Below are 23,092 nucleotides of genomic sequence, written 5' to 3'. Positions count from 1 at the left end.
GCCCCATCCCCGCCCGCCGCCGTCGCCGGCTGAGCCCGCGGGCTTGCCATAAGGACCGGATCGGTCGAGGACTTCATCCATGCGTCACGCGCTTCTGTTCGCCGCCGTCGCGGCCCTAGTCTCGAGTCCCGCCATGTCCCAGTCGCCGGGCCGTCCGCCCGTTCTTTCCAATATCGCGCCCTGGGACCAGCCCTTCCTGCCGCCCACGCCGGCCTGGGACGGGGCGTCGAAGGCCCTGCTGCGCGATGCGAGCGATCCCTGGGTGACGCCGTTCGAGGCGGATCGGGGCCATGACTTTTCACCGAACTATGTCGACACCCGCGCCTGGTTCGACCGACTGGACGCCGCCAGCGACCTGATCCGCATCGAACAGTTCGGCGTCTCGCCCGAGGGTCGGCCCATCTATGCGGTGATCGCCTCGAAGGACGGCGCGGCCTTCGATCCGGCCAAGCCGGTGCTGATGATCCAGGCGGGCATTCACCCCGGCGAGATCGACGGCAAGGACGCGGGCATGATGGTGCTGCGCGACATCGCCTTCTACGGCAAGGACGCCCTGCTGGACCGGGTCAATCTGATCCTGATCCCGATCCTGAGCGTGGACGGGCATGAGCGCGCCGGCCCCTATTCCCGCCCGAACCAGCGCGGGCCGCGCATCCAGGGCTGGCGCAATACGGCGACCAACCAGAACCTGAACCGCGACTATCTGAAACTGGACCAGGCAGAGATGCGGGCGGTGCGGGGCCTGATCCTGAAGTACCGGCCGGACCTCTATGTCGACGTCCACGTCACCGACGGCCTGGATTATCAGTACGACGTCACCTACGGCTTCAACGGCGAGGACGGGACCTTCAGCCGCTCGCCCAACAGCTCGGCCTGGCTGGATACGGTGTTCAAACCGGCGATGAACGCGGCCCTGGAGCGCGAGGGCCATATCCCCGGCGAACTGGTGTTCGGCATCGACGACGACGAACCGAAGAAGGGCCTGTCGGACGGCGGCCTGGGCGAACGCTACTCCAACGGCTGGGGCGCGGCCGCCCATGTGCCGACCATTCTGATCGAAAACCACAGTCTGAAACCGCATGAGCAGCGGGTGCTGGGGACCTATGTCTTCATCGAGGAGGCGATGCGGCTGCTGGCCGATCAGGGCGCGGCGCTGAAGGCGGCGACCGATCAGGACCGGGCCCTGCGACCGGCGCAGATCCTGGCGAATTTCCAGGCGGAAGAGACCCCCTCCTCCACCCGCCCGTTCAAGGGGATGCTGTACGAGATGTATCACAGCCCCGCCTCGGGTCGCGACGAGGTGCGCTGGCTGGGCCGGCCCGATCCCGAGCTGTGGCAGATGCCCTTCTACGGATCCAAGCCGACGCTGACCCTGAACCGCCCCACCGCCTATTGGGTGCCGAGCTATCGCACCGACATCATCGAGCGGCTGAAAATCCACGGCGTCGAGATGGAGACGCTGGCGGCGTCGCGTACGGTGAACCTGTCGATGCTGCGCCTGGTCGAGCCGAAACTGGCGACGCGGGCCAACGAAGGCCACGTCCAGGCCTCGGTGAAGACGGTCGAGGTCGAGCGCCACGACTGGACCTTCCCGACCGGCTCGGTGCGCGTGCCCACTGACCAGCCGCTGGGCGACGTCGTCGTCCTGCTGCTGGAGCCGCAGTCCAGCGAGAGCTTCTTCGCCTGGGGCCTGTTCCCCGAAGTCATGAGCCGGGTCGAATATATCGAGGCCTACGCCATCGCGCCCCTGGCCGAGAAGATGCTGGCGGCCGATCCGGCGCTGAAGGCCGAGTTCGAGGCCAAGCTGGCGGCCGAACCGGCGTTCGCGGCTGATCCGCAGGCGCGGCTGGCCTGGTTCTATGAGCGGACGCCCTTCTATGACGACCGCTATCTGCTCTATCCCGTCGGGCGCGAGGACTGATCCATGACCACCCCCATGATGTACGCCGTCCAGGCCGCCGCCCTGTGGAGCGGCCTGCTGATCCTGCTGCTCCTGGTTCTGTCGGGCATTGTGGTCAGCGGCCGCCGCAAACATATGGTGTCGCTGGGGGACGGCGGTATCGCGGACCTCGCGGCCGCCACGCGCGCCTTCGGCAATTGCGCCGAATACGCCGCGCCCGGCATGATCGCCATGCTGCTTCTGGCCGCCGTCGGAGCGCCCGCCTGGATGGTGCATGGGGTGGGGGCGACCCTGTTCGTGGGGCGCTCGGCCCATGCCCTGGGCCTTCTGTTCCAGACGGGGCCCTCGCTGGGTCGGGTGATCGGCATGCTGCTGACCTGGGTCGCCCTGCTGACGGCGGCGGTCGGATTGATCGCCTTCGCCGTGGTGTGAGGCGCGAGGTTGCGACGCAGCAAAGGGTCCGCCATATCGGGGCATGACTGAAGCCCGCGACGCCTCCGCCTCCACCGATCTTTTGCATGACATCGTCCAGGCCGCGCTGAAAGCCGGCGCGGACGCCGCCGAGGCGGTCAGCGCCGACCGAAGCGCCCTGTCGGTCGGGGTGCGCAATGGAAGGCTGGAGGACGTCGAACGCGAAGAGTCGCGCGATCTGGGCCTGCGGGTCTTCGTCGGACAGCGGCAGGCCTCGGTTTCCGCCTCGGACCTGTCGCCGGCGACTCGCACACGTTTGGTCGAACGCGCGGTGGCCATGGCGCGGCTGGCGCCGGAAGACCCCCACGCCGGTCTGGCGCCGCAGGATCGGCTGGCGCAGGCGCCCTTCGCCGAACTGGACCTGTTCGATCCCAGCGAACGCAGTGCGGAAGCGCTGGAGCAGGCCGCCGCCGAGGCAGAGGCCGCGGCTTTGGCCGTGAAGGGCGTCGCCCGGTCCGAGGGCGGGCATGCGTCCTGGTCGTCCAGCCGCTGGCGACTGGTGACCTCGCATGGATTCGACGGGGACTATCAGGGTTCGGCCTTCTCGCTGGGCGTCGGAGTGATCGCCGAGAAGGACGGAGCGATGGAGCGCGGCGGCGAGAGCCGCTCGACCCGGCATCTGTCGGACCTGCCGGGCGCCGAAATCATCGGGCGAACGGCCGGCGAACGCGCCGCAGCCCGGACCGGGGCGCGCAAGATCGCCTCGACCACCGCCCCCGTCATCTTCGACAACCGCATGGCCGGCCAGATCGTCTCGCCGGCGATCGGCGCGATTTCGGGGCCGTCGATCGCGCGCGGCACCTCCTTCCTGAAGGACCGGATGGGCCAGAGGGTGTTCGCCGAAGGCGTCACCCTGATCGACGATCCGTTCCGGCCGCGCGGCCTGGGATCGACCCCGTTCGACGATGAGGGCGTCGCGGTCGAACGGCGCGCCCTGTTCGACGACGGGGTGCTGACCACCTGGCTGCTGAACAGCGCCTCGGCCCGGCAGTTGGGGCTGGAGTCCACCGGCCACGCCTCGCGCGGCCTGGCGGGATCAGCGGGGGTTTCGACCCACAACCTGCACATGGAGCCGGGCGAGCGGGATCTGGCGGGACTGATGGCCGATGCAGGGACCGGACTTCTGGTCACCTCCATGTTCGGGCCGTCGCTGAACGGAAACACCGGCGACTGGTCCGCCGGGGTGTCGGGCTTCTGGTTCGAGAACGGCGCGATCGCCTATCCGGTCAATGAGGTGACCGTGGCGGGCAAGCTGCCCGACCTTTATCTGCGGCTGGTTCGGGGCTCGGACCTGGAGTTCCGAGGCAGTTTCAACGTGCCGAGCCTGATGTTCGACGCGGTGGCCATAGCCGGAAAATGACGGACCTGGACGCCGACCTCGAACTGATCCGCCAGGCCGCGCTCGACGCCGGCGCCTTGGCGCTCGCCGAACGTGAGGCGGGGCTGAAGGTTGAGGCGAAGGTCGGCGGTTCGCCCGTGACCAGCGGCGACCTGGCGGTGGACGCCATGCTGAAGGACCGTCTGCAGGCCGCCCGCCCCGACTATGGCTGGCTGTCGGAGGAGACGGCGGATTCGTCCGAGCGCCTGTCCAAATGCCGGATTTTCGTGGTGGATCCGGTGGACGGCACGGTGGCCTATATGAAGCGCCAACCCTGGTGGTGCACCCCTATCGCCGTGGTCGAGGACGGCCAGGTGGTCGCCGCCGTCATCCATGCGCCGGAGGTTCAGGAAACCTATGCGGCGGTTCGGAACGGCGGCGCCTGGCGCAACGGCGCCCCGGTGCGGGCCTCGGACGTGGACACGCTGGACGACGCCTCGGTGCTGGGCGACGCGCGGATGATCGAGGGGCCGCACTGGGACGAGCCCTGGCCGCCCCTGCGGTTCTCAAAGCGCAACGCCCTGGCCTATCGGATGGCTCTGGTCGCCGCCGGCGCCTTCGACGCCGCCCTGGCCCTGACGCCGAAATGGGATTGGGACGTGGCGGCGGGCAGTCTGATCGCCGAAGAGGCGGGAGCGCGCGTCACCGACCACCACGGCCGCCCCTGGCGGTTCAACCGGGCCGATCCACGCCAGGCCAGTCTGGTCTGCGCCGCCCCGGCCCTGCATCCGCTGATCATACGGCGCTGTAAAAACGTGCCGCTTTCGACCTGAAACCTAGGCGGCCGGCTCTTCATGCAGGTCGAGCCGACGCTGAATACGGCCCACATCGTCTCGCATTCGGTCCAGAGACACCTGGAGGCGAGCGTCAGTCTCCGCCAACCCGGCGATATCGCGCCGCACGGACGTCAGCCCGATTTCGACGCCGGAGACCCGTTCCTTCAACTCACGCAGATCAAGCGCCAGCGTATCGATCTTGGCGTCGATCCGCCGCAGGAACACCAGCGTCAGATTTTCCGGATCACTGCTCATGACCGCATAATGCCCCAAGCTGCGATGACGGGCAAACGGGAGCGCGGCTGTAAAAACGTGCCGCTTTCGACGTAAGGCAGGGTCTGAAAACCCCGTCATACATTGATCCTTAGCCGTTCTCGGCCTATGCCCCGGCCAGAGCCCCACCCGAGCCTTTCAAGGACATCCGATGGTCGACCAATCCTCCGTCCCCACGCAACTGCTGCACCTGGTCATCGGCGGCGAACTGCGCCACCCGAAGGAGCCCGTCTTCCGCGACCTGTCCCAGGTCGAGTTCGTCGGCGCCTACGGCAGCTATGACGAAGCCAAGAAGGCCTGGAAGGCGCGCGCCCAGGCGACCGTGGACAACGCCCATATGCGCTATTTCATCCTGCACGCCCACAAGCTGATCGACCCGCGCGGCGACGCGGCCTGAGTGCGACGTCAGGGAGCGGGAACCCGTTCCCTGACACGGACGCTGAACGACCGTGATCAACCTGGAACCCCAACAGATTTTTCAACTGGTCAGCCTGCTGGCTGTCCTGGCCCTGTTCAGCTTTTCGCTGCGAGGCCACATCGGCTATGCGCGCTGGTTCAAGCGGTGGGAGGCCGAACGCAAGGCGCGACGGGACGCCGAACTGGCCGCCGAGGCGCGCCAGGCCGGCGAAGACGACGAAAGACCGAAGACCGGCCCCTGGGGCTGACGGTGTCGGCCCCTACTCCCGCCTCAGCAGCTTTTCGGTCAGCAGCGTGCCCCACCAGCCGGCCTTGAACTCCGCGCGGATGGCCTTGGGGTCGTAGTCGGGACTGTCGACCCAGTCGATGAAGCTGACGCCCTGCGGCTCGACCTCGTTCACGTACTTCTCCAGCGTATAGTCCAGGACGCCGGTCAGCCCTTCGCGCAAGTGAAGATATTTCTTCGACAACTGCTTCATGGCGACCGATATGGGCTCGCCCAGATGGAAGTGGCGATAGAAGACCGCCATCATCCCCGCACGATCGGCGCCGGACTTGCAGTGGATCAGGACCGGATAGTCGATGGTCTTGAACAGGTCGCGCGCCCGGTGAATGCGATCCCTCTGCGGCGGGTCGCGCGAGTCAAGCGGCGCGTCGATCAAGGTCAGACCCAACCGCCGGCAGGCCTCCTTCTCCAGCCAGTAATAGCCCTCGTCCCGCTCGCCCCGCAGATTGATGACGGTCTTGACCCCCTTGGACTTCCAATAGGCCAGTTGGCGCGGCGACGGCTGGTTGGTGCGGACAAGGTCCGGCCCCAGCCAGTGGGCGTTGGAGAAGACCAGGCGCAGAAAGGCGTGATCCGCCCAGAAATAATGCCAATGGGCCCGGAAACGGCCCATTGCGGTCGAAAGGTCAAAGCGCGCCATGGCCGCCAGATAGCGATCCGGGGCCGCCGCGTCATCCTCCGCTTGCAACCGGGGCCGTCGCCGCCCCGTCTTGCGGCGCCCGACCCTCGATCCAGAAGATGAAGATCGAGGCTCCGACGATCAGGGCGGCGCCCGGCCAGAACCAGATCGAGGGCGTCTGTCCCAGCAGAAGCCAGCCGACCAGGCCGGCCAGCGGCGCCTTCAGATCGGCGAAGGGCTGCAGATAGGCCGCGTCGGCCAGCCGGTAGGCGAAGGCCAGCAGATATTGCGCCGCCGCCGTCAGGCCGCCCAGGGCCAGCAACAGAAGCAGGCCCGCACCCTGAGGCAGGGCGAAGGGCAGGTCCGTCGCCACCCCGGCCGGCAAGGCGAAGGCGAAGGCGTTCGCCAGCAACAGAAGCGCCAGATGGTTGGGCGTGATCAGGACCAGCAGGGAGAGGGTCAGGGTCTCGGGCGTCTCCTCCCTCGCCAGCCAGCGGGTCATCACATCGGTGACGGCCCACAGGGCGGCGGCCAGGACCGGGGTCAGGGCGGCCCACCCCAGGCTTTCGGACCCGACCCCCGAAACGATCACGGCGCCGAGGAAGCCGACCATGGCCGCGACGATCCGGGGGCTCGACACCCGCTCGCCCAGACACAGGGTCGAGCCGATGATGACGAACAGGGGGCCGGTCGCCAGCAGGGTCACCATCTGCCAGATCGGCACGCCCGAGGCGAAGCCGTAGACGAAGACATGGACGCCCAGGGCCGAGGCGAAGGCGCGGATCAGATGGGCCAGAGGACGGCGCGTCCTCAGCCTGTTCAGGCCGATCCGCAGAACGATGGGCAGCATCAGGACCGAGGCGATCAGATACTGCCAGAAGGCCATTCCGGTCGAACTCATGCCGAACCGTTGGGGCAAAAGGGATTGCAGGATATTGCCGCAGGCGAAGACGAGACTGGCCGACAGCATCAACAGCGCCCCCAAGGCGGGGGCGCGAAGCGAAGACGAGGAAATCTGGTTCAATTGGTCGTCCTTTCCGTAACCAGTTTTCCAGGGTTACGGGCGACGACGCGCCGCGCCCGCCGCTCAAGCAAGAGCGACGCACGCCGCGAGGCGTTGGGTCCCGTTCTCTTTCATCCGGACTATACCGTCGGCCCCGGAATCGCACCGGATCTGCTGACCTCCCCAAGCGGGGGGAGCGCTCGCGGGCTTGGCGTCGCCGCCTTACCGCCGGTGGGGAATCGCACCCCGCCCTGAGAACACCGCAGGCGAACCTGCCCGCCCTACTTAGAAAGGGGCCGCTTGATCTTCAACCACCTGGGCGTTCAGGCGTTCAGACATCCAAGCTCCTCACCCCGAAAGGCCGCCATGAAGATCTTCGCCGCCGTCATCGCCGTCGCCTTGCCGGGCGGCGCCGTCGCCCAGAGCACGCCGCCTGAAGACCCGTCCCTGATCGCCTATCTGCAACAGCGCGCCGGCGAGGCGGCGGACACGACCCGCTACACCGCCGCCCTCACCCCCGACGGCAAGACGGCTTTGGTCTATCTGACCGGACCGGCCTGGTGCGGATCGGGCGGATGCCGCCTGCTGATTCTGGACCGCGACGGGTCCTCCTATCGCTCGGTCGGCGAGATCAGCGTGGCCCGCGCGCCCATTCGTCTTCTGGAACGCGAGGATCACGGCCGGCGCGCTCTGGGCGTGCAAGTGGCGGGCGGCGGGATCATCCAGGGCTATGAGGCCGCCGTGCCGTTCGACGGGCGACGCTACGCCTCCAATCCGACCGTCCCCCCGGCGATGAGGATCGATGATGCCCCGGGCGAAACCCTGATCCGGGCCGACGAGGCGGGGCGTCCGCTGACGCCGGCGCCTGACAAGCCTTGACTTGAGGGGCGGCTCAGACGACCGAAGGGCCGATGAGCGAGCCCGCCCCCTCCATGCCCCTGCGCGCCCTGCTGGCGCGGATCTGGCGTGACTATCTGAGCAGCCGCAAGGGATCTTTGATCCTGTCGATCCTGTGCGCCGCCACGACAGGTCTGCTGACGGCGGCCCTGCTGAAGCTGCTGGAGCCGGCGGTGAACGGCCTGTTCCTCGGCGGCGACCAGCCGATCGTCCTGTTCGGCCGTTTCCGCTTCCCGGCGGACGAGGCCCTGATCGTCATCCCCGCCGCCATTCTGACGGTGGCGGTGGTGCGGACCCTGGCGGCCCTGGGGCAGGCCGCCCTGGTCAATCGACTGGGCCATACGATCGTCGGCGACATCCAGATCCGCCTGTTCGGCGCCATGATCCGCGCCGATCTGGCCCGACTGCGCAGCCAGCATTCGGGCGGCTTCGTCTCCTCGGTCCTGTTCGACGCCAATCTGGTGCGCGAGGCCTTCACCTCGGGCGTGGTCAACTACACCCAGAACCTGCTGACCCTGATCGCGGTGCTGATCTATATGGGGATCATTGATTGGCAGCTGACCATGGTGGTCCTGCTGGGCGTGCCCCTGGTGGCCCTGGTGCTGCGCCGGTTCGGGCGAAGGACGCGCAAGGCCGCCGTCGGCGCCATGGCCGAGACCGAGAACCTGTCCACCGCCCTGATGGAGAATCTGGACGGGGTTCGCCTGATCAAGATCGAGAACCGCGAGGCGGCCGAGCAGGATCGCGTGGCCGAGGTGGTGGCCCGTCGCCAGCGCCACGTCATCAAGGGCGCCAACGCCCGCGCCTTCGCCGGCCCGTCCAGCGATCTGGTCGCCTATGTCGTCGTCGCCGCCGTCATGGCCTATGCCGGATGGCGGGCCCAGTCGGGCGAGATGACGGTGGGCGGGTTCGCCGCCTTCATCGGCCTGTTGCTGGCGGCCGGCCAGTCGCTGCGCCAGGTCACGAACCTGGCCACGGTGATGAGCGAAGGCTTCACCGCCGCGCGTCGCCTGTTCGCCGCCCTGGACATCGAGCCGGAAATCCGTGAGGCGGCCGACGCCGAGACCCTGCCGTCCGGCCCGGTCGAGGTGGCGCTGGATCAGGTGTCCTTCGCCTATGCGGGGACGGACGCCCCGACCCTGGACGCCGTCTCCCTGCGGGTCGCGCCGGGCGAGACGGTCGCCCTGGTCGGCCCCTCCGGCGGCGGCAAGAGCACCATCCTCAGCCTGTTGCCGCGCTTCTATGACGTCACGGCCGGGGCGGTGCGGCTGAACGGGATGGATATCCGTCAGGTGCGGATCAGCGATCTGCGCGACCACATCGCCCTCGTGACCCAGGAGCCCTTCCTGTTCGACGACACCATCGCCGCCAACATCGCCTATGGCCGGCCGGGCGCGACGCAAGCCCAGATCGAGGACGCCGCGCGATCCGCCGCCGCCCATGACTTCATCACGAGCCTGCCGGACGGTTACGCCACCCGTGCGGGCGAGGCGGGCCTGCGCCTTTCGGGGGGGCAGCGCCAGCGGATCGCCATCGCCCGCGCCTTCCTGAAGGACGCGCCGATCCTGCTGCTGGACGAGGCGACCAGCGCCCTGGACACCGAGAGCGAGGCCCTGGTCCAGGCGGCGCTGGAGCGGTTGATGGAGGGGCGCGCCACCCTGATGATCGCCCACCGTCTGTCCACCGTCAGGAACGCCGACCGCATCTATGTGATCGAGGCCGGGCGGGTGGTCGAGGAAGGGACGCATGACGCCCTGGTGGCCCGTGGCGGACTCTACGCCCGCCTGGCCCGGCAACAGTCGCTGGACGGAACCCCGGCGGTCGAGGCCGTCGCGTGAGGCCGCTGCGCAATCCGATCATCCAGTCCGCCCTGGCCTGGACCCTGGCCAAATGGATGCAGGTCTGTTTCGCCACCATCCGCTGGACCCATGAGAACCAGCAGGCGGCCGAGGCTGTCTGGGCGCAGGGCGGCGGGGTTCTGTGCGTCTTCTGGCATTCGCGCATTGGCCTGTCGCCCGCCTGCTGGCCGCTGGACCGAGCCCAGCCGGCCAAGGCCCTGATCTCTCTGTCGGCCGACGGGGAGTTCATCGCCAAGGCGGTGGCGCGCCAGGGCTTTCCCGCCGTGCGCGGCTCATCGGCCAATAAGGACAAGGCGCAGAAGGCCAAGGGCGGCTCCCAGGCCCTGCGCGACGGGCTGAAGCAGCTCAAGGTCGGCGCCCTGGCCATCACCCCGGACGGCCCGCGCGGCCCGGTCAACATCATGGCCGAGGGCCTGCCGCTGATGGCGAAACTGTCCGGCGCCCCTGTCCTGTTCATCGGCCTGTCCTGCAATCCGGCGATCCGGCTGAACAGCTGGGATCGAGCGGTCCTGCCCCTGCCGTTCGGCAAGGGCGCCATTGTCTGGGATCGGGCCGACTATCCCGAGGGAGCCGACATGGCCCAGGTGACGCGCGACTGGACGGCGCGGCTGAATGCGGTCGAGGCGCGGGCGGATGCGATCACGGGTTTGAAGCCGTGACGCCCCTGCCCCTGCTGGCCTATCGGCTGCTGACCCGCGCCCTGGAGCCCCTGGCGCCGCGCCTGCTGGACGCCCGCGCCGCAAGAGGCAAGGAGGACCCCGCGCGTGTCGATGAACGGATGGGCTTTACCCGGATCGAACGGCCCGAGGGCGACCTGGTCTGGCTGCACGGCGTCAGCGTGGGCGAGACCCTGTCCCTGCTGCCCCTGGTCGAACGGTTCGTAAAGGCGCGGCCGGATCTGACGGTTCTGGTGACGTCGGGCACGGTGACGTCCGCCCGGATTCTTGAGGACCGGCTGCCGAAGGGGGTGATCCACCAATATGCGCCGGTGGACGGACCGGGCGCGGTCGGCCGTTTCCTGGATCACTGGCGGCCTGGGCTGGCGGTCTTCGTCGAGAGCGAACTATGGCCCAATCTGCTGCTGGAGGCCCACCGGCGCGGGGTGAAGCTGGCCCTGGTCAGCGCCCGCATCACCGACAAGACGGTCGAGGGCTGGCGCCGGTTTCCGGCCTCGGCTCAGGCGGTGACGCGCGCCTTCGACCTTGTCCTGCCCCAGGACGCCGCCTCCGCCGAGCGGCTGGAGCGGATGGGCGCCTGTATCGACGGCCTGGTCAATCTGAAGCTGGCGGGCGAGCCCCTGCCCCATGATACGGCCGCCTTCAGCCGTCTGAGCGCCGCCATCGGCGACCGGCCCGTCATCGTCGCCGCCAGCACCCATGAGGGCGAAGAGATCGCCATCGTCCGCGCCCTGGACAAGCTGAGCGAGCGCGTCTGCCTGATCCTGCTGCCGCGCCACCCCGAGCGCGGTCCCTTGATCGCGGAGGCCCTGCACCGGGACGGCGCAGCCTTCGCCATGCGCTCGCGGGGCGAGACCATCGGGCGCGACACGGACGTCTATCTGGCCGACACCTTGAACGAGATGGGGCTGTTCCTGCGTCTGGCCGATGTGGTGGTGATGGGCGGCTCCTTCGCTCCGGCCCTGGGCCTGCCGGCGGTCGGCGGTCACAATCCGCTGGAGCCCGCGCGGCTGGGGCGGCCCGTCGTGACGGGACCGGACGCCTCCAACTGGGCCAGCGTGACGGCGGCCTTGGCCCAGTCGGGCGGGCTGATCCCCGTCCAGGCGCCTTGGGACCTGCCCCAGGCGATAGGCCCCCTGTTGGCCGATCCGGCGGCGGCAAAGGCCATGGGCGAGCGCGCCCGCCGCGCGGCGGCCGAGGCGGGCGGGGATCTGGAGCGGCTGTGGTCCTGGCTCGCTCCGCTTACGCCGCAGAAGAGACCCCGGCGATGAAGCTGAACACGCCCCGCTGGTGGTATGTGCGCGACCGCGATCACGCCCGGATGACACGCACCCTGTTGAAGCCGCTGGGCTGGATCTGGGCTGGGGTGACGGCGCGGCGCATCGCGCGCACCGTTCCCCTTGATCCCGGCTGCGCGGTGATTTCGGTCGGCAATCTGACGGTCGGCGGATCGGGCAAAACGCCGGTTGCGCGCGAGGCGCTGCGGCTGCTGCGCGCGGCGGGGGTGGAGGCGCAGGGCCTGTCGCGCGGCTATGGCGGGCGGCTGGAAGGGCCGGTCCGCGTCGATCCCGCCTTGCATACGGCCGAGGACGTCGGCGACGAACCCCTGATGCTGACCAGGGACGCGCCGGTCTGGATTTCACGAGATCGGGTCGCCGGCGCCGAGGCGGCCGTTACGGACGGGGCCGACGCCCTGGTGCTGGACGACGGACACCAGAACCCCGCCTTGAAGAAGACCGTCAGCCTGATCGTCGTGGATGGAGAGACCCGCGGCGATGAATGGCCGTTCGGGGACGGCTCGGTCTTTCCGTCCGGCCCGATGCGCGAGCCTTTGAAAGCGGGGCTGGCGCGCGCCGACGCCGTTGTGGTGATGCTGCCGACCGATCTGGAGACAGCCGATCCTGAACTGCTGGCGGTCTTCGATGGTCTGCCGATCTATCTCGCGAGACTGACGCCGCAGGGTCCGCACCCGACCGGCCCACAGGTCGGCTTCGCCGGCATCGCCAAGCCGTGGAAGGTCGAGCGGTCGCTGAAGGCGGCGGGCTGCGATCTGGTCGACTTCGTCCCGTTCCCCGACCATGCGGCCTACAGCGACAAGGATATGGCGTTCTTGAAAGATCGGGCGGCGGTCTTTCAGGCCGGCCTTGTCACCACGGAAAAGGACTGGGTGCGGCTGACGCCCGATCAGCGCGCGCATGTGACCGCCTGGCCCGTCGTCGCCCGGTTTGAGGATGAGGCCGGCTTCGCCGCCTTCCTGGTCGAGAAGATCAGGGCCGACCGGATTCAGTCGGCGCGATAGACGACCCCGCCCTTCATCACGAACTTCATACGCTCCAGTTCGGCGACGTCGCTCAGGGGATCGCCCGAGACGGCGACGATGTCGGCCGGCATGCCCGGCGCGATCCGCCCGGCCTCGCTGGAGATGCGCAGATGTTCGGCGGCGCCGACCGTGGCGGCCTGGACGGCCTCCAGCGGAGTCAGGCCGGCGCGGACCAAGAGGGCGAACTCCTTGGCGTTGTCGCCGTGGGCGGACACGCCGCTGTCGGTGCCGAAGGCGATTTTGACGCCGCCTTGGTGGGCGCGGCGCGCCATCTCCAGCATCTTCGGCCCCGCCTCCAGCGCCTTGGCGGTCTGGGCGGGAGTGAAGAAATTGTCGGGCCCGGAGGCGACGCGCGCGACGAAATCCCCCGCCAGCAGGGTCGGCACGAGCCAGGCGCCGTTCTGCTTGAACAGGCGGATCGACTGGTCGTCCAGATAGGTGCCGTGTTCGATGGAATCGCCGCCGGCGCGCAGGAAGGCGTTGATGCCGTCGACGCCGTGAGCGTGGGCCGTGACCTGACGGCCCATCCGGTGGGCGCTTTCGACGATGGCGGTCAGTTCGGGATCGCTGAACTGCTGGTTCAGACCGGCGGCGGTGTTGGACAGACCCCGCCGGTGGCCGTGATCTTGATGATGTCGGCGCCGGCGCGGATCTGGGTGCGGACCGCGCGCATACAGTCTTCCGGTCCCGAACAGACGCTTTCCGGCGACAGCAGGTGCAGGACGTCGGCGCGGAAGCCGTTGGCGTCGCCATGGCCGCCGTGAACCGACACGGCCGAACCCGCCGCAATGATGCGCGGCCCCGGCACGTCGCCCGCCTTCACCGCCTCGCGCAGGGCGAAGATCGCTTCGTTGTCGGCCCCGAGATCGGCGACGGTGGTGAAGCCCGCCATCAGGGTGCGGCGCGCATAGCGGGCGCCGACCATGGCCTGGGCGGCCTCAGACTGGGTCACCTCCTCCAGCCGCGAATTGGGGTTTTGCTGGCCGGTCAGGTGGACGTGGCTGTCGATCAGACCCGGCAAAACGAATGAGTCCCGCAGGTCGATGACCCGGCCTTGCGCCGCATCTCCGACGAAGCCGTCGCGAATATCGACGACTTGGTTCCCGCTGATCACGAGAGTTTTACTGCGCTGCACAACGCCGTTCGACGGATCGGCCAGCAGCCGCCCCGCCTCGACGAAGGTGACCACACGGGGTCCAGAATGTCCAACGACTGCGGGGGTTTGCTGAGCCGCCGTCGCCGAAGCGGACGCCAGCAGCACCGACAAAGCCAGGATCAAACGCTTCATTGATCGCCCTCCCGCGACGCCTCGCCGCAAAATCGCCCCACAAGGCTCAGGTTGCCTCGGTCGTAACGGTTTGAAACAAACACCTCCGAAGACAAACCGCAACGAGGGCGTCGCATGCGGCTTTCGAGACGAGGACTCATTCTGGGCGGCTCGGCCATGCTGGCGGGGTGCGCCAGCGCCAGCGCCACGGCCCCCGTGACCACGGCGGCGCTCCAGCCCGTCGCGGCCCCGGTGGTCGTTCCCCCGGTTCAGACCGTCAGCGTGACCCCGCCGCCGCTGGATCCTCGCGGCGCCGTTCCGAAAGATCTGATGGACCGGGCCATGGCGGCCCTGGACATCCACCACCGCAAACTCCCCCTGCGTGACCGGATGTATCTGGTCGATTTCAAGAAGTTCTCGGGCGACGAGCGGCTGTACGAGGTCGATCTGATCGCAGGCGAGGTCAAGGTGCTGCGGACCTGCCACGGCCGGGGCTCCGACCCCGACCATTCCGGCTATGCGCGCCGCTTTTCCAACACGCCCGATTCCAACATGTCCTCGATCGGCGCCTACGCCACGGCCGGCGCCAGCTGGGGTAAGCAGCAGGGGCCGAACGTCCTGCTGGACGGGCTGGAATACACCAATGACAAGGCCCGCGAACGCGCCATCATCGTTCACGGCGCCGACTACGCCGACCCGGACTTCCTGGCGCGCGAAGGCAAGCTGGGCCGCAGCTACGGCTGTTTCTCGGTGGCCCATACCGACTTGCCGGAGCTGCGCGAGCGGATGGGCGAAGGCCGGCTGCTGTTCGCCTGGGCGTAAGGCCTATCCCTCGGGCCGTCGGGCCGAGTGGCGGATGGTGATTATGCGAATCTCGCTGGGCAGGATGGCGTAGCGGATCACATAGGGGCGGATCGAGACCGCCTCGCGAAGCCCATGGCGTATTTGCCTGCCGCGATCCGGAAAGGCGCTCAGACTTTCGGCCAGATCGATCAGGCGAACCGCCAGGCGGATCGCCGCCGGCGGGCTGAAACCTTGCACATAGGACTGTATGGCGATCAGGTCTTCCCGAGCTTGCTCGGTCCAGACTACTCGCCGCATTTCGGCGGCGGGAGCGGATTGTCCGTTCCCCAAGACAGAAGCCACCGCTTTACGGCTTCATGGCTCACGACCCGCCCGGCCTCGGCGTCGGCGAGACCACGCAGGGTCGCCGCCTCGTCCGCCGCGTCGTCGGCGATGTCGAAGACGCCCGGCTCGTCGTCATCTTCGTGGTACGCGGGATCAGCCATGGCGCGAGCCTACCACACCCAGCCGATACGGTCAGCCCCGCTCCAGCGCCCGCCAGCCGATGTCGGAGCGGTTGAAGCCGCCGGGCCAGTCGATCTTCTTGATGGCGTCGTAGGCGCGTTCGCGGGCCTGGGCGATGTCGTCGCCTTCGGCGCAGACGTTCAGGACGCGGCCGCCGGCGGCGCACAGCTGGCCGTCGTCGCGACGCTTGGTGCCGGCGTGGAAGACCTGGACATGGGGACCGAAGTCCTGATCGGCGCCGCGGATGATCGAGCCTTCCAGCGGACTGTCGGGATAGCCCTTGGCCGCCATGACGACGCAGATGACCGTCTGAGGCTTGAACGCCGGCGCCGGCAGGCCGGAGACGTCGCCACGCGCGCAAGCCAGCAGATAGGGAACGATGTCCCCGGCCATGCGCATCATCAGCACCTGGCATTCCGGGTCGCCGAAGCGGGCGTTGAACTCGACCACCTTGGGTCCGTCGGTCGTGGCCATCAGCCCGGCGTAGAGGACGCCGCGATAGGGGGCGCCCTCCTCGGCCATCTTGCGGATGGTGGGCTGAACGATGCGTTCGTCAGCCTGCTGGACCAGGTCGGCGGTGAAGACCGGGGCCGGTGAATAGGCGCCCATGCCGCCGGTGTTGGGTCCGGTGTCGCCGTCGAAGGCGCGTTTGTGGTCCTGGGCGCCGCCGAACAGGACAGCCTGTTTGCCGTCGCACAGGGCGAAAAGGGAGCCTTCCTCGCCGTCCATGAACTCTTCGATCACCACGCGGGCGCCGGCGGCGCCGAAGCGGCCGCCCAGCATGCGCTCGACCTCGGCCTCGGCGTCGGCGCGATCCGGGCTGATGGCCACGCCCTTGCCGGCGGCCAGGCCGTCGGCCTTGATGACATAGGGCGGCTGGAAGGCGTCGAGCGCGGCCTTGGCCTCCTGAACCGTCTCATAGACGCCGTAGCCGGCGGTGGGGATGGAATGACGCTCCAGGAAGGCCTTGGAAAAGGCCTTGGACGTCTCCAGCTGCGCGGCCTTGGCGGTGGGGCCGAAACAGGGGATGCCGGCGGCGGCCAGCCGGTCCGCCACACCGGCCGCCAGGGCGACCTCCGGCCCGACCACCACCAGGTCCGCCTTGATCTCGCGCGCCAGGGCCGCCAGGCCCTCGGCGTCGTCAGCCTTGACCGGACGAAGCTCGCACACGGCCTCGATCCCAGGATTGCCGGGCGCGGCGACAAGGCGGGTGACCAACGGCGACTGGGCGATCTTCCAGGCCAGGGCGTGTTCACGCCCACCCGATCCGACGAGGAGAATGTTCATAAGGTGGGCAATGACCGCACCGCGCGAGGCGGTCAAGCGGCGGGCGTCCGCGATGTCGCCTCTTCCTTTGAAACGGGTGCGAAAACGATCCGCCTCGGGCTAGAGTGGGGTCATGAGCGACGACTCCTATGTGTTCGAAGGCCCAGCCGAGGCCGCCGCCCCGCGCGACAACAATCCGCCCCTGTCGATCTCGGAACTGTCCTTTGCCCTGAAGCGGACGCTGGAGGAGCGATTCGGCCACGTCCGGCTGAGGGGCGAGGTGTCCAAGGTCAATCGTCACGCCTCGGGCCATGTCTATCTGACCCTGAAGGACGACAAGTCGGCCATCGACGGGGTGATCTGGAAGGGGGCGGTGCGCGGCCTGGGGGTCCAGCCGGAGGCGGGACTGGAGGTCATCGTCACCGGGAAGATCACCTCGTATCCGGCGCGGTCCTCGTACCAGATCGTGATCGAGACCATGGAGGCGGCTGGGGCCGGCGCCCTGCTGGCCCAGTTGGAGCGGCTGAAGCTTCGCCTGCGCGAAGAGGGCCTGTTCGAGCCGGGGCGCAAGAAGCCCCTGCCCCAGTTCCCGCGCGCAATCGGCGTGATCACCAGCCCGACCGGGGCGGTGATCCGCGACGTCCTGCACCGAATCGCCGAACGCTGGCCGTGCCGGGTGATCGTCTGGCCCGTGGTGGTCCAGGGCGAGGCGGCGTGCGGCCAGGTGTCGAACGCCATTCGCGGCTTTGATGCGATGACGCCCGACGGACCCATCCCCCGGCCGGATCTGCTGATCGTGGCGCGCGGCGGGGGGTCGGTTGAGGACCTGTGGTGCTTCAACGACGAGGGGCTGGCCCGCACGGTGGCGGCGGCGCGGATTCCGATCATCTCGGCCGTGGGACACGAGACGGACACCACCCTGATCGACTTCGTCTCGGATCGGCGCGCGCCGACGCCCACGGGGGCGGCCGAGATGGCCACGCCTGTGCTGGCCGACCTGAGATACGCCGTCGCCGACCTGGATCGACGGCTGGTGCTGGCGGGCGGGCGGCTGATCGAGGATCGGCGGACCCGGCTGCGCGCCGTGGCGCGCGGACTGCCCTCCCGGCCGGAGGACCTGACAGCCCTGGCGCAACAGAGGCTGGACCATGTGTCCAGCCGTCTGGGCTCAGGCCTGCAACGCAACATCGCCCTTCACGAACGCCATCTGGCCGTGACCGGCGGAAAGTTGAGCCCCGGGCTGCTGCGGACCCGGATCGAGCGGGGTCAGGATCGACTGCGCGGCGCGGGGGACCGGCTGGGGGCGGCGCTTCAGGCGGGTGTCGCGCGCGGCGAGCGACGGCTGTTGCAGATCGGCGGCCGCCTGTCGCCCGAACCGCTGCACCGCCGCCTGGACCAGCGCCAGGCCAGGCTGGACGCGGTCTCCGCGCGCCTGGACGGCGTCATCCCCCGTCGACTGGACGGCGACCGAGCCCGGCTGAGCGCCCTGTCCCGCGCCCTGGCGACGCTTGATCCCAGCCGCCCCAAACCCGGCTTCGCCCGGGTCGAGCGCGCCGACGGCGGCTGGATCACCGCAGCGGCGGAGCTGGAGTCGGGCCAGACCGTCCGACTGGTGTTCGGCGACGGCGCGCGCGAGGCCGTCATCGACGGCGCGTCGCAGACCCCTTCGCCGGCGCCGCCCTCTGCGACGCCCCAGTCGAAGCCCCAGTCGACCCCACGACCGACGCCTCGGCCCAAGCCACCGGCGCCGGACCAGGGCGACCTCTTCTGACGTCCGGTCCCGCTTTTCCGCTTCGCGCCTGAGCCGCTTCCTGCTAACCGCCGCCGCATGAAGATCCCCCGCATCGCCTTCGCCGCCTATGGCTTCGCCCTTCTGATCATCGTCCTGGACCAGCTGACCAAGGCCTGGATACTGAGCCTTCCGGACGTGGCCTCGATCGAGCAAATCCCCGTCGGCTATGTCTTCGCCGAGGTCTTCCCGCCGATCCTGCGATTCACCTTCGTCCAGAACACCGGCGTCAGCTTCGGCCTGTTCGGCGGGGGCGAAGCGCGCTGGGGTCTGACCATCTTCTCCGTCCTGGTCTCGGGCGCCCTGGCCTGGTGGGCGACGCGGGCCGATCGTCGCCTGCTGATCACCGCCATCGGCCTGGTGATCGGCGGCGCCCTGGGCAATGTGATCGACCGGGTGCGGTTCGGCTATGTGGTCGACTTCATCGACGTTTCGGGCACAGGCGTCTTTCCCTGGGTGTTCAACGTCGCCGACAGCGCCATTACCATCGGCGTCGTCCTTCTGATCATCGACAGCTTCCTGTCCGACCGGGCCTCCAAGGCCTGAAAACGGCTGCAAGGTTGGCGCGGCCCCCGAAAAGTCGTAATCACCCCGTCTTCACTATGCCAACAGCGCCCGCAGAGGCGTTCCGTGCATCAGCCGATCGAGCCTGAACCCATGCGTATCCGCAGCGTCGCCGTCCTGACCCTCGCCGCCTCAGCCGCCCTCGCCGTTTCGGCCTGCGGCAGCCTCAAGCAAGGCATCGGCCTGACAAAGGTCGTGCCGGACGAGTTCGTGACCGTCTCCACCGCGCCGCTCAGCGTGCCGCCGGAATACGGCCTGCGTCCGCCTGCGCCCGGCCAGCCCCGCCCGCAGGAGCTGGCGCCCGAAAGCGCCGCCCGTCAGATCCTGCTGGGTCAGCGTCAGGCCGTCACCCGCACCCCCGGCGAACAGGTCCTGGTGGCCCAGGCCGGCGCCGATCAGGCCGACCCCCTGGCCCGCTACGTCGTCGACGACGAGTTCGGCGACATCGCCCACAAGGACGAAAGCTTCGCCAACCGCGTGATGTTCTGGCGCAAGGACGACGCCTCGACCCAGGCGGCCACCACCCGCCAGACCGCCGAGGGCCAGCAGACGATCGACGCCTCGACCGAGGCCGCCCGGCTTCAGGCCCTGACGGGCGGGCGCCAGGCCATCACCATCACCCCGCGTCGCAGCGGCGGTTTCAAACTGCCGGGTCTGTAAACCGGTCGAACCCTTGTCGGACGCCGGCTGCGGCGTTGGTCTTTTCGCTGTCGGAAATCATTTGATGCGTCGCCTGCTCACCGCCCTGGCCGCCGTTTCCATCGCGGCCTCCGTCCTGCCTGTCGCCGCCGAGGCGCAGCAACGTCAGCGTCAACGCGGTTCCAGCGGACAGCAGGCGGACGGGTCGGAGAATGCGCCGTCCACCCGCGCGCCCCGGATCGCGCCCCTGCGCCGCCGCGCCAACGCCGGCCCCTGCCCCTTCGTCAAGGTGCTGTACGACGCCGCCCGCTATGTGGAGCTGGAAGGCGGTCGCGCCGCCATCGCCAACGTCGGCTACACCGGCGAGATCGAAGGCGTCTCGGCCGATTGCGAATATCGCGAAGCCGATCCGATCCGGCTGGACATGGACATCCTGTTCCAGCTGGGCCGCGGCGCCCAGGCGACCGAGGACCAGAAGACCTATCGTTACTGGGTCGCGGTGACGGAACGGAACAGCGCGGTCCTGGCCAAGGAATATTTCGACCTGCCGGTGAAGTTCGACGGATCGCGCACCGCCTCGGTCCACGAACAGCGGACCATCATCATTCCCCGCGCCGAGGCCACAACCAGCGGCGGCAATTTCGAAGTTCTGATCGGGTTCGACGTCACGCCCGAAATGGCCGAGTTCAACCGGTCCGGCAGCCGCTTCCGCGTCAACGCCGGAGCCGCCCAAGCCTCTGCGCCGAGCCAGTAATGTCTGATCTGACGACCGTCCTCAGCGAAGCGGTCGCCGCCGCCTTCGCCGCCGAAGGCGTGGAGCCGGCCCTCGCTCGCGTCACCCCGTCCGACCGGCCGGATCTGGCCGACTTTCAGTCGAACGGCGCCCTGGCCGCCGCCAAGGCGTTGAAGGCCAATCCGCGCGAACTGGCCGGCAAGATCGCCGAGCGGCTGGGCGCCGATCCGCGTTTCACCTCGGTCGAGGTGGCGGGGCCCGGCTTCATCAATCTGAAGATCGCCGACGCCGTTCTGGCGGAACGCGCCGCCGAAGTCGCCGCCGACGCCGAACACGCGGGCGCGGCCGTCGTGGCCGATCCGCGCAAGGTGGTGATCGACTACGGCGGTCCGAACGTGGCCAAGCCGATGCACGTCGGCCATCTGCGCAGCGCCATCATCGGCGAGAGCCTGAAGCGGCTGTTCCGCTTCCGCGGCGACCATGTCACCGGCGACGCCCATTTCGGCGACTGGGGCTTCCAGATGGGGCTGCTGATCACCGCCTGCGGCGACGAGGGTCTGGCCGACGCCTTCATGGCCGACGGCGACGGCCCCTTCCCCGCCGAAAGCCCGGTGACCCTGGCCGATCTGGACCGGCTGTATCCGCAGGCCGCCGGCAAGGCCAAGGAAGACCCGGCGTTCCGCGACCGGGCCCGCAAGGCGACGGCGGAGCTGCAGAACGGCCGCCCCGGCTATCGCGCCCTGTGGTCGCATTTCGTGGCGGTCAGCCGCGAGGCGCTGAAGCGCGAATACGGCGACCTGTCGGTCGATTTCGACCTGTGGAACGGCGAGAGCGACGCCGATCCCCTGATGGACGAGATGATCGCCCATCTGAAGGCGACGGGCCTGCTGGTCGAGGATGACGGCGCCCAGGTGGTGCATGTCGCCAAGCCCGGCGAGACCCGCAAGAAGAAGCTGGCCGACGGCTCGGTGATCGAGGCACCCTCGCCCCCGCCCCTGCTGGTGATCAGCTCGGAAGGCTCGGCCATGTACGGCACGACCGACCTGGCCACGATCCTGGACCGCAAGAAGGCCCTGGCGCCGGACCTGGCCCTGTACGTCGTCGACGAACGCCAGGCCGAACATTTCGAACAGGTGTTCCGCGCCGCCTATCTGGCCGGCTACGCCGCAGAAGGGTCGCTGGAGCATCTGGGCTTCGGCACCATGAACGGCCAGGACGGCAAGCCCTTCAAGACCCGCGCGGGCGGGGTGCTGAAGCTGCGCGACCTGATCGACCAGGCGACGGACAAGGCGCGCGAGCGGCTGCATGAGGCCAAGCTGGGCGACGACCTGTCGCCGGAAGAGTTCGAGGCCATCGCCCACAAGGTGGCCATCGCCGCCCTGAAGTTCGCCGACCTGTCGAACGCGCGGACCACCAGCTACGTCTTCGATCTGGACCGGTTCATGAGCTTCGAGGGCAAGACCGGCCCCTATCTGCTGTACCAGTCGGTCCGGATCAAATCCCTGCTGAGGAAGGCCGCCGAACAGGGCGCCGCGCCCGGCGCCATCGTCATCGCCGAACAGGCCGAGCGCGATCTGGCCCTGACGCTGGACGCCTTCTCGACCGCCGTTTCGGACGCCTATGACAAGCGGATGCCGCATCTGGCAGCCGAGCACGCCTATCGGGTGGCCCAGTCCTTCTCGAAATTCTACGCCGCCTGCCCGGTGCTGGTCGCGCCGGACGAGGCGACACGGGCTTCGCGCCTGGCCCTGTCGGCGGCGGCGCTGCTGCAGCTGGAAACGGCGTTGAACCTGCTGGGGATCGAGACTCCCGAACGGATGTGACCGCCGTTCTGTGACCTGAAAGACGCGGACTCTGCTCTTCAGCTCTGATTAACCTTCGCCGGGTTCAGGGAGCGGTCGACGGATGGGGACCGGCGGTCAGCAGTCTAAGGGGCGTCGCTGGGGTCAGCATCGGGGACGCATCCGCGTGGCGGACGGCGCCCTGCGGCCGTTCGGCCCCCGCGATCTGACGCCGCCGTTCCTGAAGCGCCGGGCGATCCTCTATGTGGACGGCTACAACCTTTTCCACGCCCTGCTGAACCAGAAGCGGCGCGAATGGCTGTGGCTGGACTTGCAGGCCCTGGGGCGGGGCCTGATCGATCCGACGGAGCGTCTCGCCGGCGTGGTTTGGGTCAGCGCCCACAAGCCCCAATCCCGCTCGCGGATGGAGGCCCTGTTCCGCTATGAGGCGGCGCTGAGGGCCCGCAGGGTGCGATGCCTGATGGGCCATTTCATCGTCCACGGCGAACACTGCCGCGCCTGCGGCAATGTCTGGAGCGCGTCCACGGAGAAGCAGAGCGACGTCAACCTGGCCCTGGCGGTGGCGGACGATGTGGCGGCGAACCGGGTCGATTCCGTCTATCTGCTGACCACCGACGGCGACCACGCCGCCACCGCGCGGTACGTGCGCGAAGCCTATCCGGAAAAGCGGATCGTCAGCGTCGCCCCGCCCGGGCGGGTCCACAACCGCCAGATCGCCGCCTGGACCGACGAACTGGTCGGGATCGGACGCAATCTGCTGGCCCAGTCCATGCTGCCCGACCGGCTGAAGACGGCCAAGGGCTGGATCGAACGGCCCGAGGCCTGGAGCGCCCGCCCCAGCCTGCCCC

24 protein-coding genes, 1 pseudogene and 1 riboswitch are annotated in these 23,092 nt (G+C 68.8%); of the genes and pseudogenes, 18 read left to right on the top strand and 7 right to left on the bottom strand.

From position 1 onward, the window contains the following. The first annotated feature begins 79 nt into the window (after positions 1-79). From AC07XS_RS13945 to AC07XS_RS13930, 4 genes are read left to right on the top strand one after another with little or no spacing between them, the layout of a single operon-like run. Complete coding sequence (locus AC07XS_RS13945) at positions 80-1,921, top strand: M14 family metallopeptidase (protein WP_182714905.1); 1,842 nt, start codon at positions 80-82, stop codon at positions 1,919-1,921. Positions 1,922-1,924: 3 nt separating this feature from the next. Further along, entirely contained in the window at positions 1,925-2,332 is a 408-nt protein-coding gene (locus AC07XS_RS13940) for an MAPEG family protein (protein ID WP_054766237.1), read from the top strand. A 43-nt stretch (positions 2,333-2,375) separates the two neighbouring features. Then, positions 2,376-3,731 (top strand): TldD/PmbA family protein, encoded by a 1,356-nt coding sequence (locus AC07XS_RS13935; protein WP_182714906.1) that lies wholly within the window; start codon positions 2,376-2,378, stop codon positions 3,729-3,731. Further along, the gene (locus tag AC07XS_RS13930) at positions 3,728-4,522 is read left to right on the top strand and encodes a 3'(2'),5'-bisphosphate nucleotidase CysQ (RefSeq protein ID WP_182714907.1); all 795 of its coding nucleotides are present in this window, start codon (positions 3,728-3,730) and stop codon (positions 4,520-4,522) included. The genes AC07XS_RS13935 and AC07XS_RS13930 overlap by 4 nt, the downstream gene beginning before the upstream one ends. Positions 4,523-4,525: 3 nt before the next feature. On the opposite strand, the gene AC07XS_RS13925 is transcribed toward AC07XS_RS13930, so the two are convergent. Beyond that, the gene (locus AC07XS_RS13925; protein ID WP_224760985.1) at positions 4,526-4,879 is read right to left on the bottom strand and encodes a hypothetical protein; all 354 of its coding nucleotides are present in this window, start codon (positions 4,877-4,879) and stop codon (positions 4,526-4,528) included. A 70-nt stretch (positions 4,880-4,949) separates the two neighbouring features. Here AC07XS_RS13925 and AC07XS_RS13920 point away from each other — a divergent pair, with 70 nt between their 5' ends. Further along, positions 4,950-5,195, top strand: a complete 246-nt coding sequence (locus tag AC07XS_RS13920; protein WP_152950705.1) for a DUF4170 domain-containing protein — start codon at positions 4,950-4,952, stop codon at positions 5,193-5,195. A 52-nt stretch (positions 5,196-5,247) separates the two neighbouring features. Further along, on the top strand, positions 5,248-5,463 hold the full coding sequence (locus AC07XS_RS13915) for a hypothetical protein (RefSeq protein WP_054766242.1): 216 nt from the start codon (positions 5,248-5,250) through the stop codon (positions 5,461-5,463). A 12-nt stretch (positions 5,464-5,475) separates the two neighbouring features. Here the strand turns inward: AC07XS_RS13915 and AC07XS_RS13910 are convergent, their stop codons facing one another. Continuing rightward, positions 5,476-6,141: a fused DSP-PTPase phosphatase/NAD kinase-like protein gene (locus AC07XS_RS13910; protein WP_182714916.1), complete on the bottom strand. Its 666-nt coding sequence runs from the start codon at positions 6,139-6,141 to the stop codon at positions 5,476-5,478. Between the two features lie 31 nt (positions 6,142-6,172). Then, complete coding sequence (locus tag AC07XS_RS13905) at positions 6,173-7,144, bottom strand: DMT family transporter (RefSeq protein WP_054766243.1); 972 nt, start codon at positions 7,142-7,144, stop codon at positions 6,173-6,175. Positions 7,145-7,242: 98 nt separating this feature from the next. Continuing rightward, positions 7,243-7,386: riboswitch (FMN riboswitch) on the bottom strand. 103 nt (positions 7,387-7,489) lie between these two features. On the opposite strand from AC07XS_RS13905, the gene AC07XS_RS13900 reads away from it, so the two are divergent. Genes AC07XS_RS13900 through lpxK form a run of 5 tightly spaced genes read left to right on the top strand, consistent with a single transcriptional unit; the run spans position 7,490 to position 12,855 of the window. Beyond that, the gene (locus tag AC07XS_RS13900) at positions 7,490-8,002 is read left to right on the top strand and encodes a COG3650 family protein (protein WP_182714908.1); all 513 of its coding nucleotides are present in this window, start codon (positions 7,490-7,492) and stop codon (positions 8,000-8,002) included. Positions 8,003-8,034: 32 nt separating this feature from the next. Beyond that, positions 8,035-9,858, top strand: coding sequence for an ABC transporter ATP-binding protein (locus tag AC07XS_RS13895; RefSeq protein WP_152950707.1), 1,824 nt, complete (start codon positions 8,035-8,037; stop codon positions 9,856-9,858). Then, complete coding sequence (locus AC07XS_RS13890; RefSeq protein WP_152950708.1) at positions 9,855-10,538, top strand: lysophospholipid acyltransferase family protein; 684 nt, start codon at positions 9,855-9,857, stop codon at positions 10,536-10,538. The genes AC07XS_RS13895 and AC07XS_RS13890 overlap by 4 nt, the downstream gene beginning before the upstream one ends. After that, on the top strand, positions 10,535-11,827 hold the full coding sequence (locus AC07XS_RS13885) for a 3-deoxy-D-manno-octulosonic acid transferase (protein WP_182714909.1): 1,293 nt from the start codon (positions 10,535-10,537) through the stop codon (positions 11,825-11,827). The genes AC07XS_RS13890 and AC07XS_RS13885 overlap by 4 nt, the downstream gene beginning before the upstream one ends. Beyond that, the gene (gene lpxK / locus AC07XS_RS13880) at positions 11,824-12,855 is read left to right on the top strand and encodes a tetraacyldisaccharide 4'-kinase (RefSeq protein ID WP_182714910.1); all 1,032 of its coding nucleotides are present in this window, start codon (positions 11,824-11,826) and stop codon (positions 12,853-12,855) included. Before AC07XS_RS13885 ends, lpxK begins: the two co-directional genes overlap by 4 nt. Here lpxK and AC07XS_RS13875 read toward each other — a convergent pair. Further along, positions 12,840-14,164, bottom strand: a pseudogene (locus AC07XS_RS13875) (metal-dependent hydrolase family protein). The gene lpxK and the pseudogene AC07XS_RS13875 sit on opposite strands and share 16 nt — an antisense overlap. Before the next feature lie 114 nt (positions 14,165-14,278). Here AC07XS_RS13875 and AC07XS_RS13870 point away from each other — a divergent pair. Continuing rightward, complete coding sequence (locus tag AC07XS_RS13870) at positions 14,279-14,965, top strand: murein L,D-transpeptidase catalytic domain family protein (protein WP_054766250.1); 687 nt, start codon at positions 14,279-14,281, stop codon at positions 14,963-14,965. Between the two features lie 3 nt (positions 14,966-14,968). Here the strand turns inward: AC07XS_RS13870 and AC07XS_RS13865 are convergent, their stop codons facing one another. From AC07XS_RS13865 to purD, 3 genes are read right to left on the bottom strand one after another with little or no spacing between them, the layout of a single operon-like run. Further along, entirely contained in the window at positions 14,969-15,244 is a 276-nt protein-coding gene (locus AC07XS_RS13865; RefSeq protein ID WP_007442402.1) for a type II toxin-antitoxin system RelE/ParE family toxin, read from the bottom strand. After that, positions 15,232-15,432: a hypothetical protein gene (locus AC07XS_RS13860; protein ID WP_007442400.1), complete on the bottom strand. Its 201-nt coding sequence runs from the start codon at positions 15,430-15,432 to the stop codon at positions 15,232-15,234. Before AC07XS_RS13860 ends, AC07XS_RS13865 begins: the two co-directional genes overlap by 13 nt. A 31-nt stretch (positions 15,433-15,463) precedes the next feature. Continuing rightward, a complete protein-coding gene (gene purD / locus AC07XS_RS13855; protein ID WP_182714911.1) occupies positions 15,464-16,738 on the bottom strand; it encodes a phosphoribosylamine--glycine ligase in 1,275 nt (424 codons plus the stop codon). 112 nt (positions 16,739-16,850) lie between these two features. Here purD and xseA point away from each other — a divergent pair, with 112 nt between their 5' ends. The 6 genes from xseA to AC07XS_RS13825 form a co-directional block, all read left to right on the top strand. Further along, positions 16,851-18,488, top strand: a complete 1,638-nt coding sequence (xseA, locus tag AC07XS_RS13850) for an exodeoxyribonuclease VII large subunit (RefSeq protein WP_182714912.1) — start codon at positions 16,851-16,853, stop codon at positions 18,486-18,488. A 57-nt stretch (positions 18,489-18,545) separates the two neighbouring features. Further along, the gene (gene lspA, locus AC07XS_RS13845) at positions 18,546-19,052 is read left to right on the top strand and encodes a signal peptidase II (RefSeq protein WP_152950713.1); all 507 of its coding nucleotides are present in this window, start codon (positions 18,546-18,548) and stop codon (positions 19,050-19,052) included. A 111-nt stretch (positions 19,053-19,163) separates the two neighbouring features. Further along, positions 19,164-19,730 carry a DUF3035 domain-containing protein gene (locus tag AC07XS_RS13840; protein ID WP_054767004.1) on the top strand — a complete coding sequence of 189 codons (567 nt, stop codon included), beginning with the start codon at positions 19,164-19,166 and terminating at the stop codon, positions 19,728-19,730. A 64-nt stretch (positions 19,731-19,794) separates the two neighbouring features. Then, the gene (locus tag AC07XS_RS13835) at positions 19,795-20,463 is read left to right on the top strand and encodes a Tat pathway signal sequence domain protein (protein WP_182714913.1); all 669 of its coding nucleotides are present in this window, start codon (positions 19,795-19,797) and stop codon (positions 20,461-20,463) included. Continuing rightward, positions 20,463-22,265: an arginine--tRNA ligase gene (argS, locus tag AC07XS_RS13830; protein ID WP_182714914.1), complete on the top strand. Its 1,803-nt coding sequence runs from the start codon at positions 20,463-20,465 to the stop codon at positions 22,263-22,265. Before AC07XS_RS13835 ends, argS begins: the two co-directional genes overlap by 1 nt. Positions 22,266-22,347: 82 nt before the next feature. Further along, positions 22,348-23,092, top strand: a 745-nt coding sequence (locus tag AC07XS_RS13825) for an NYN domain-containing protein (RefSeq protein ID WP_182714915.1), incomplete at its 3' end; no start/stop codon positions are given.

It is taken from the genome of Brevundimonas sp. GW456-12-10-14-LB3 (genome assembly GCF_059424365.1).
Note: the sequence above shows the minus strand (reverse complement) of the source record. Positions and strands in the feature narration are given on the sequence as shown.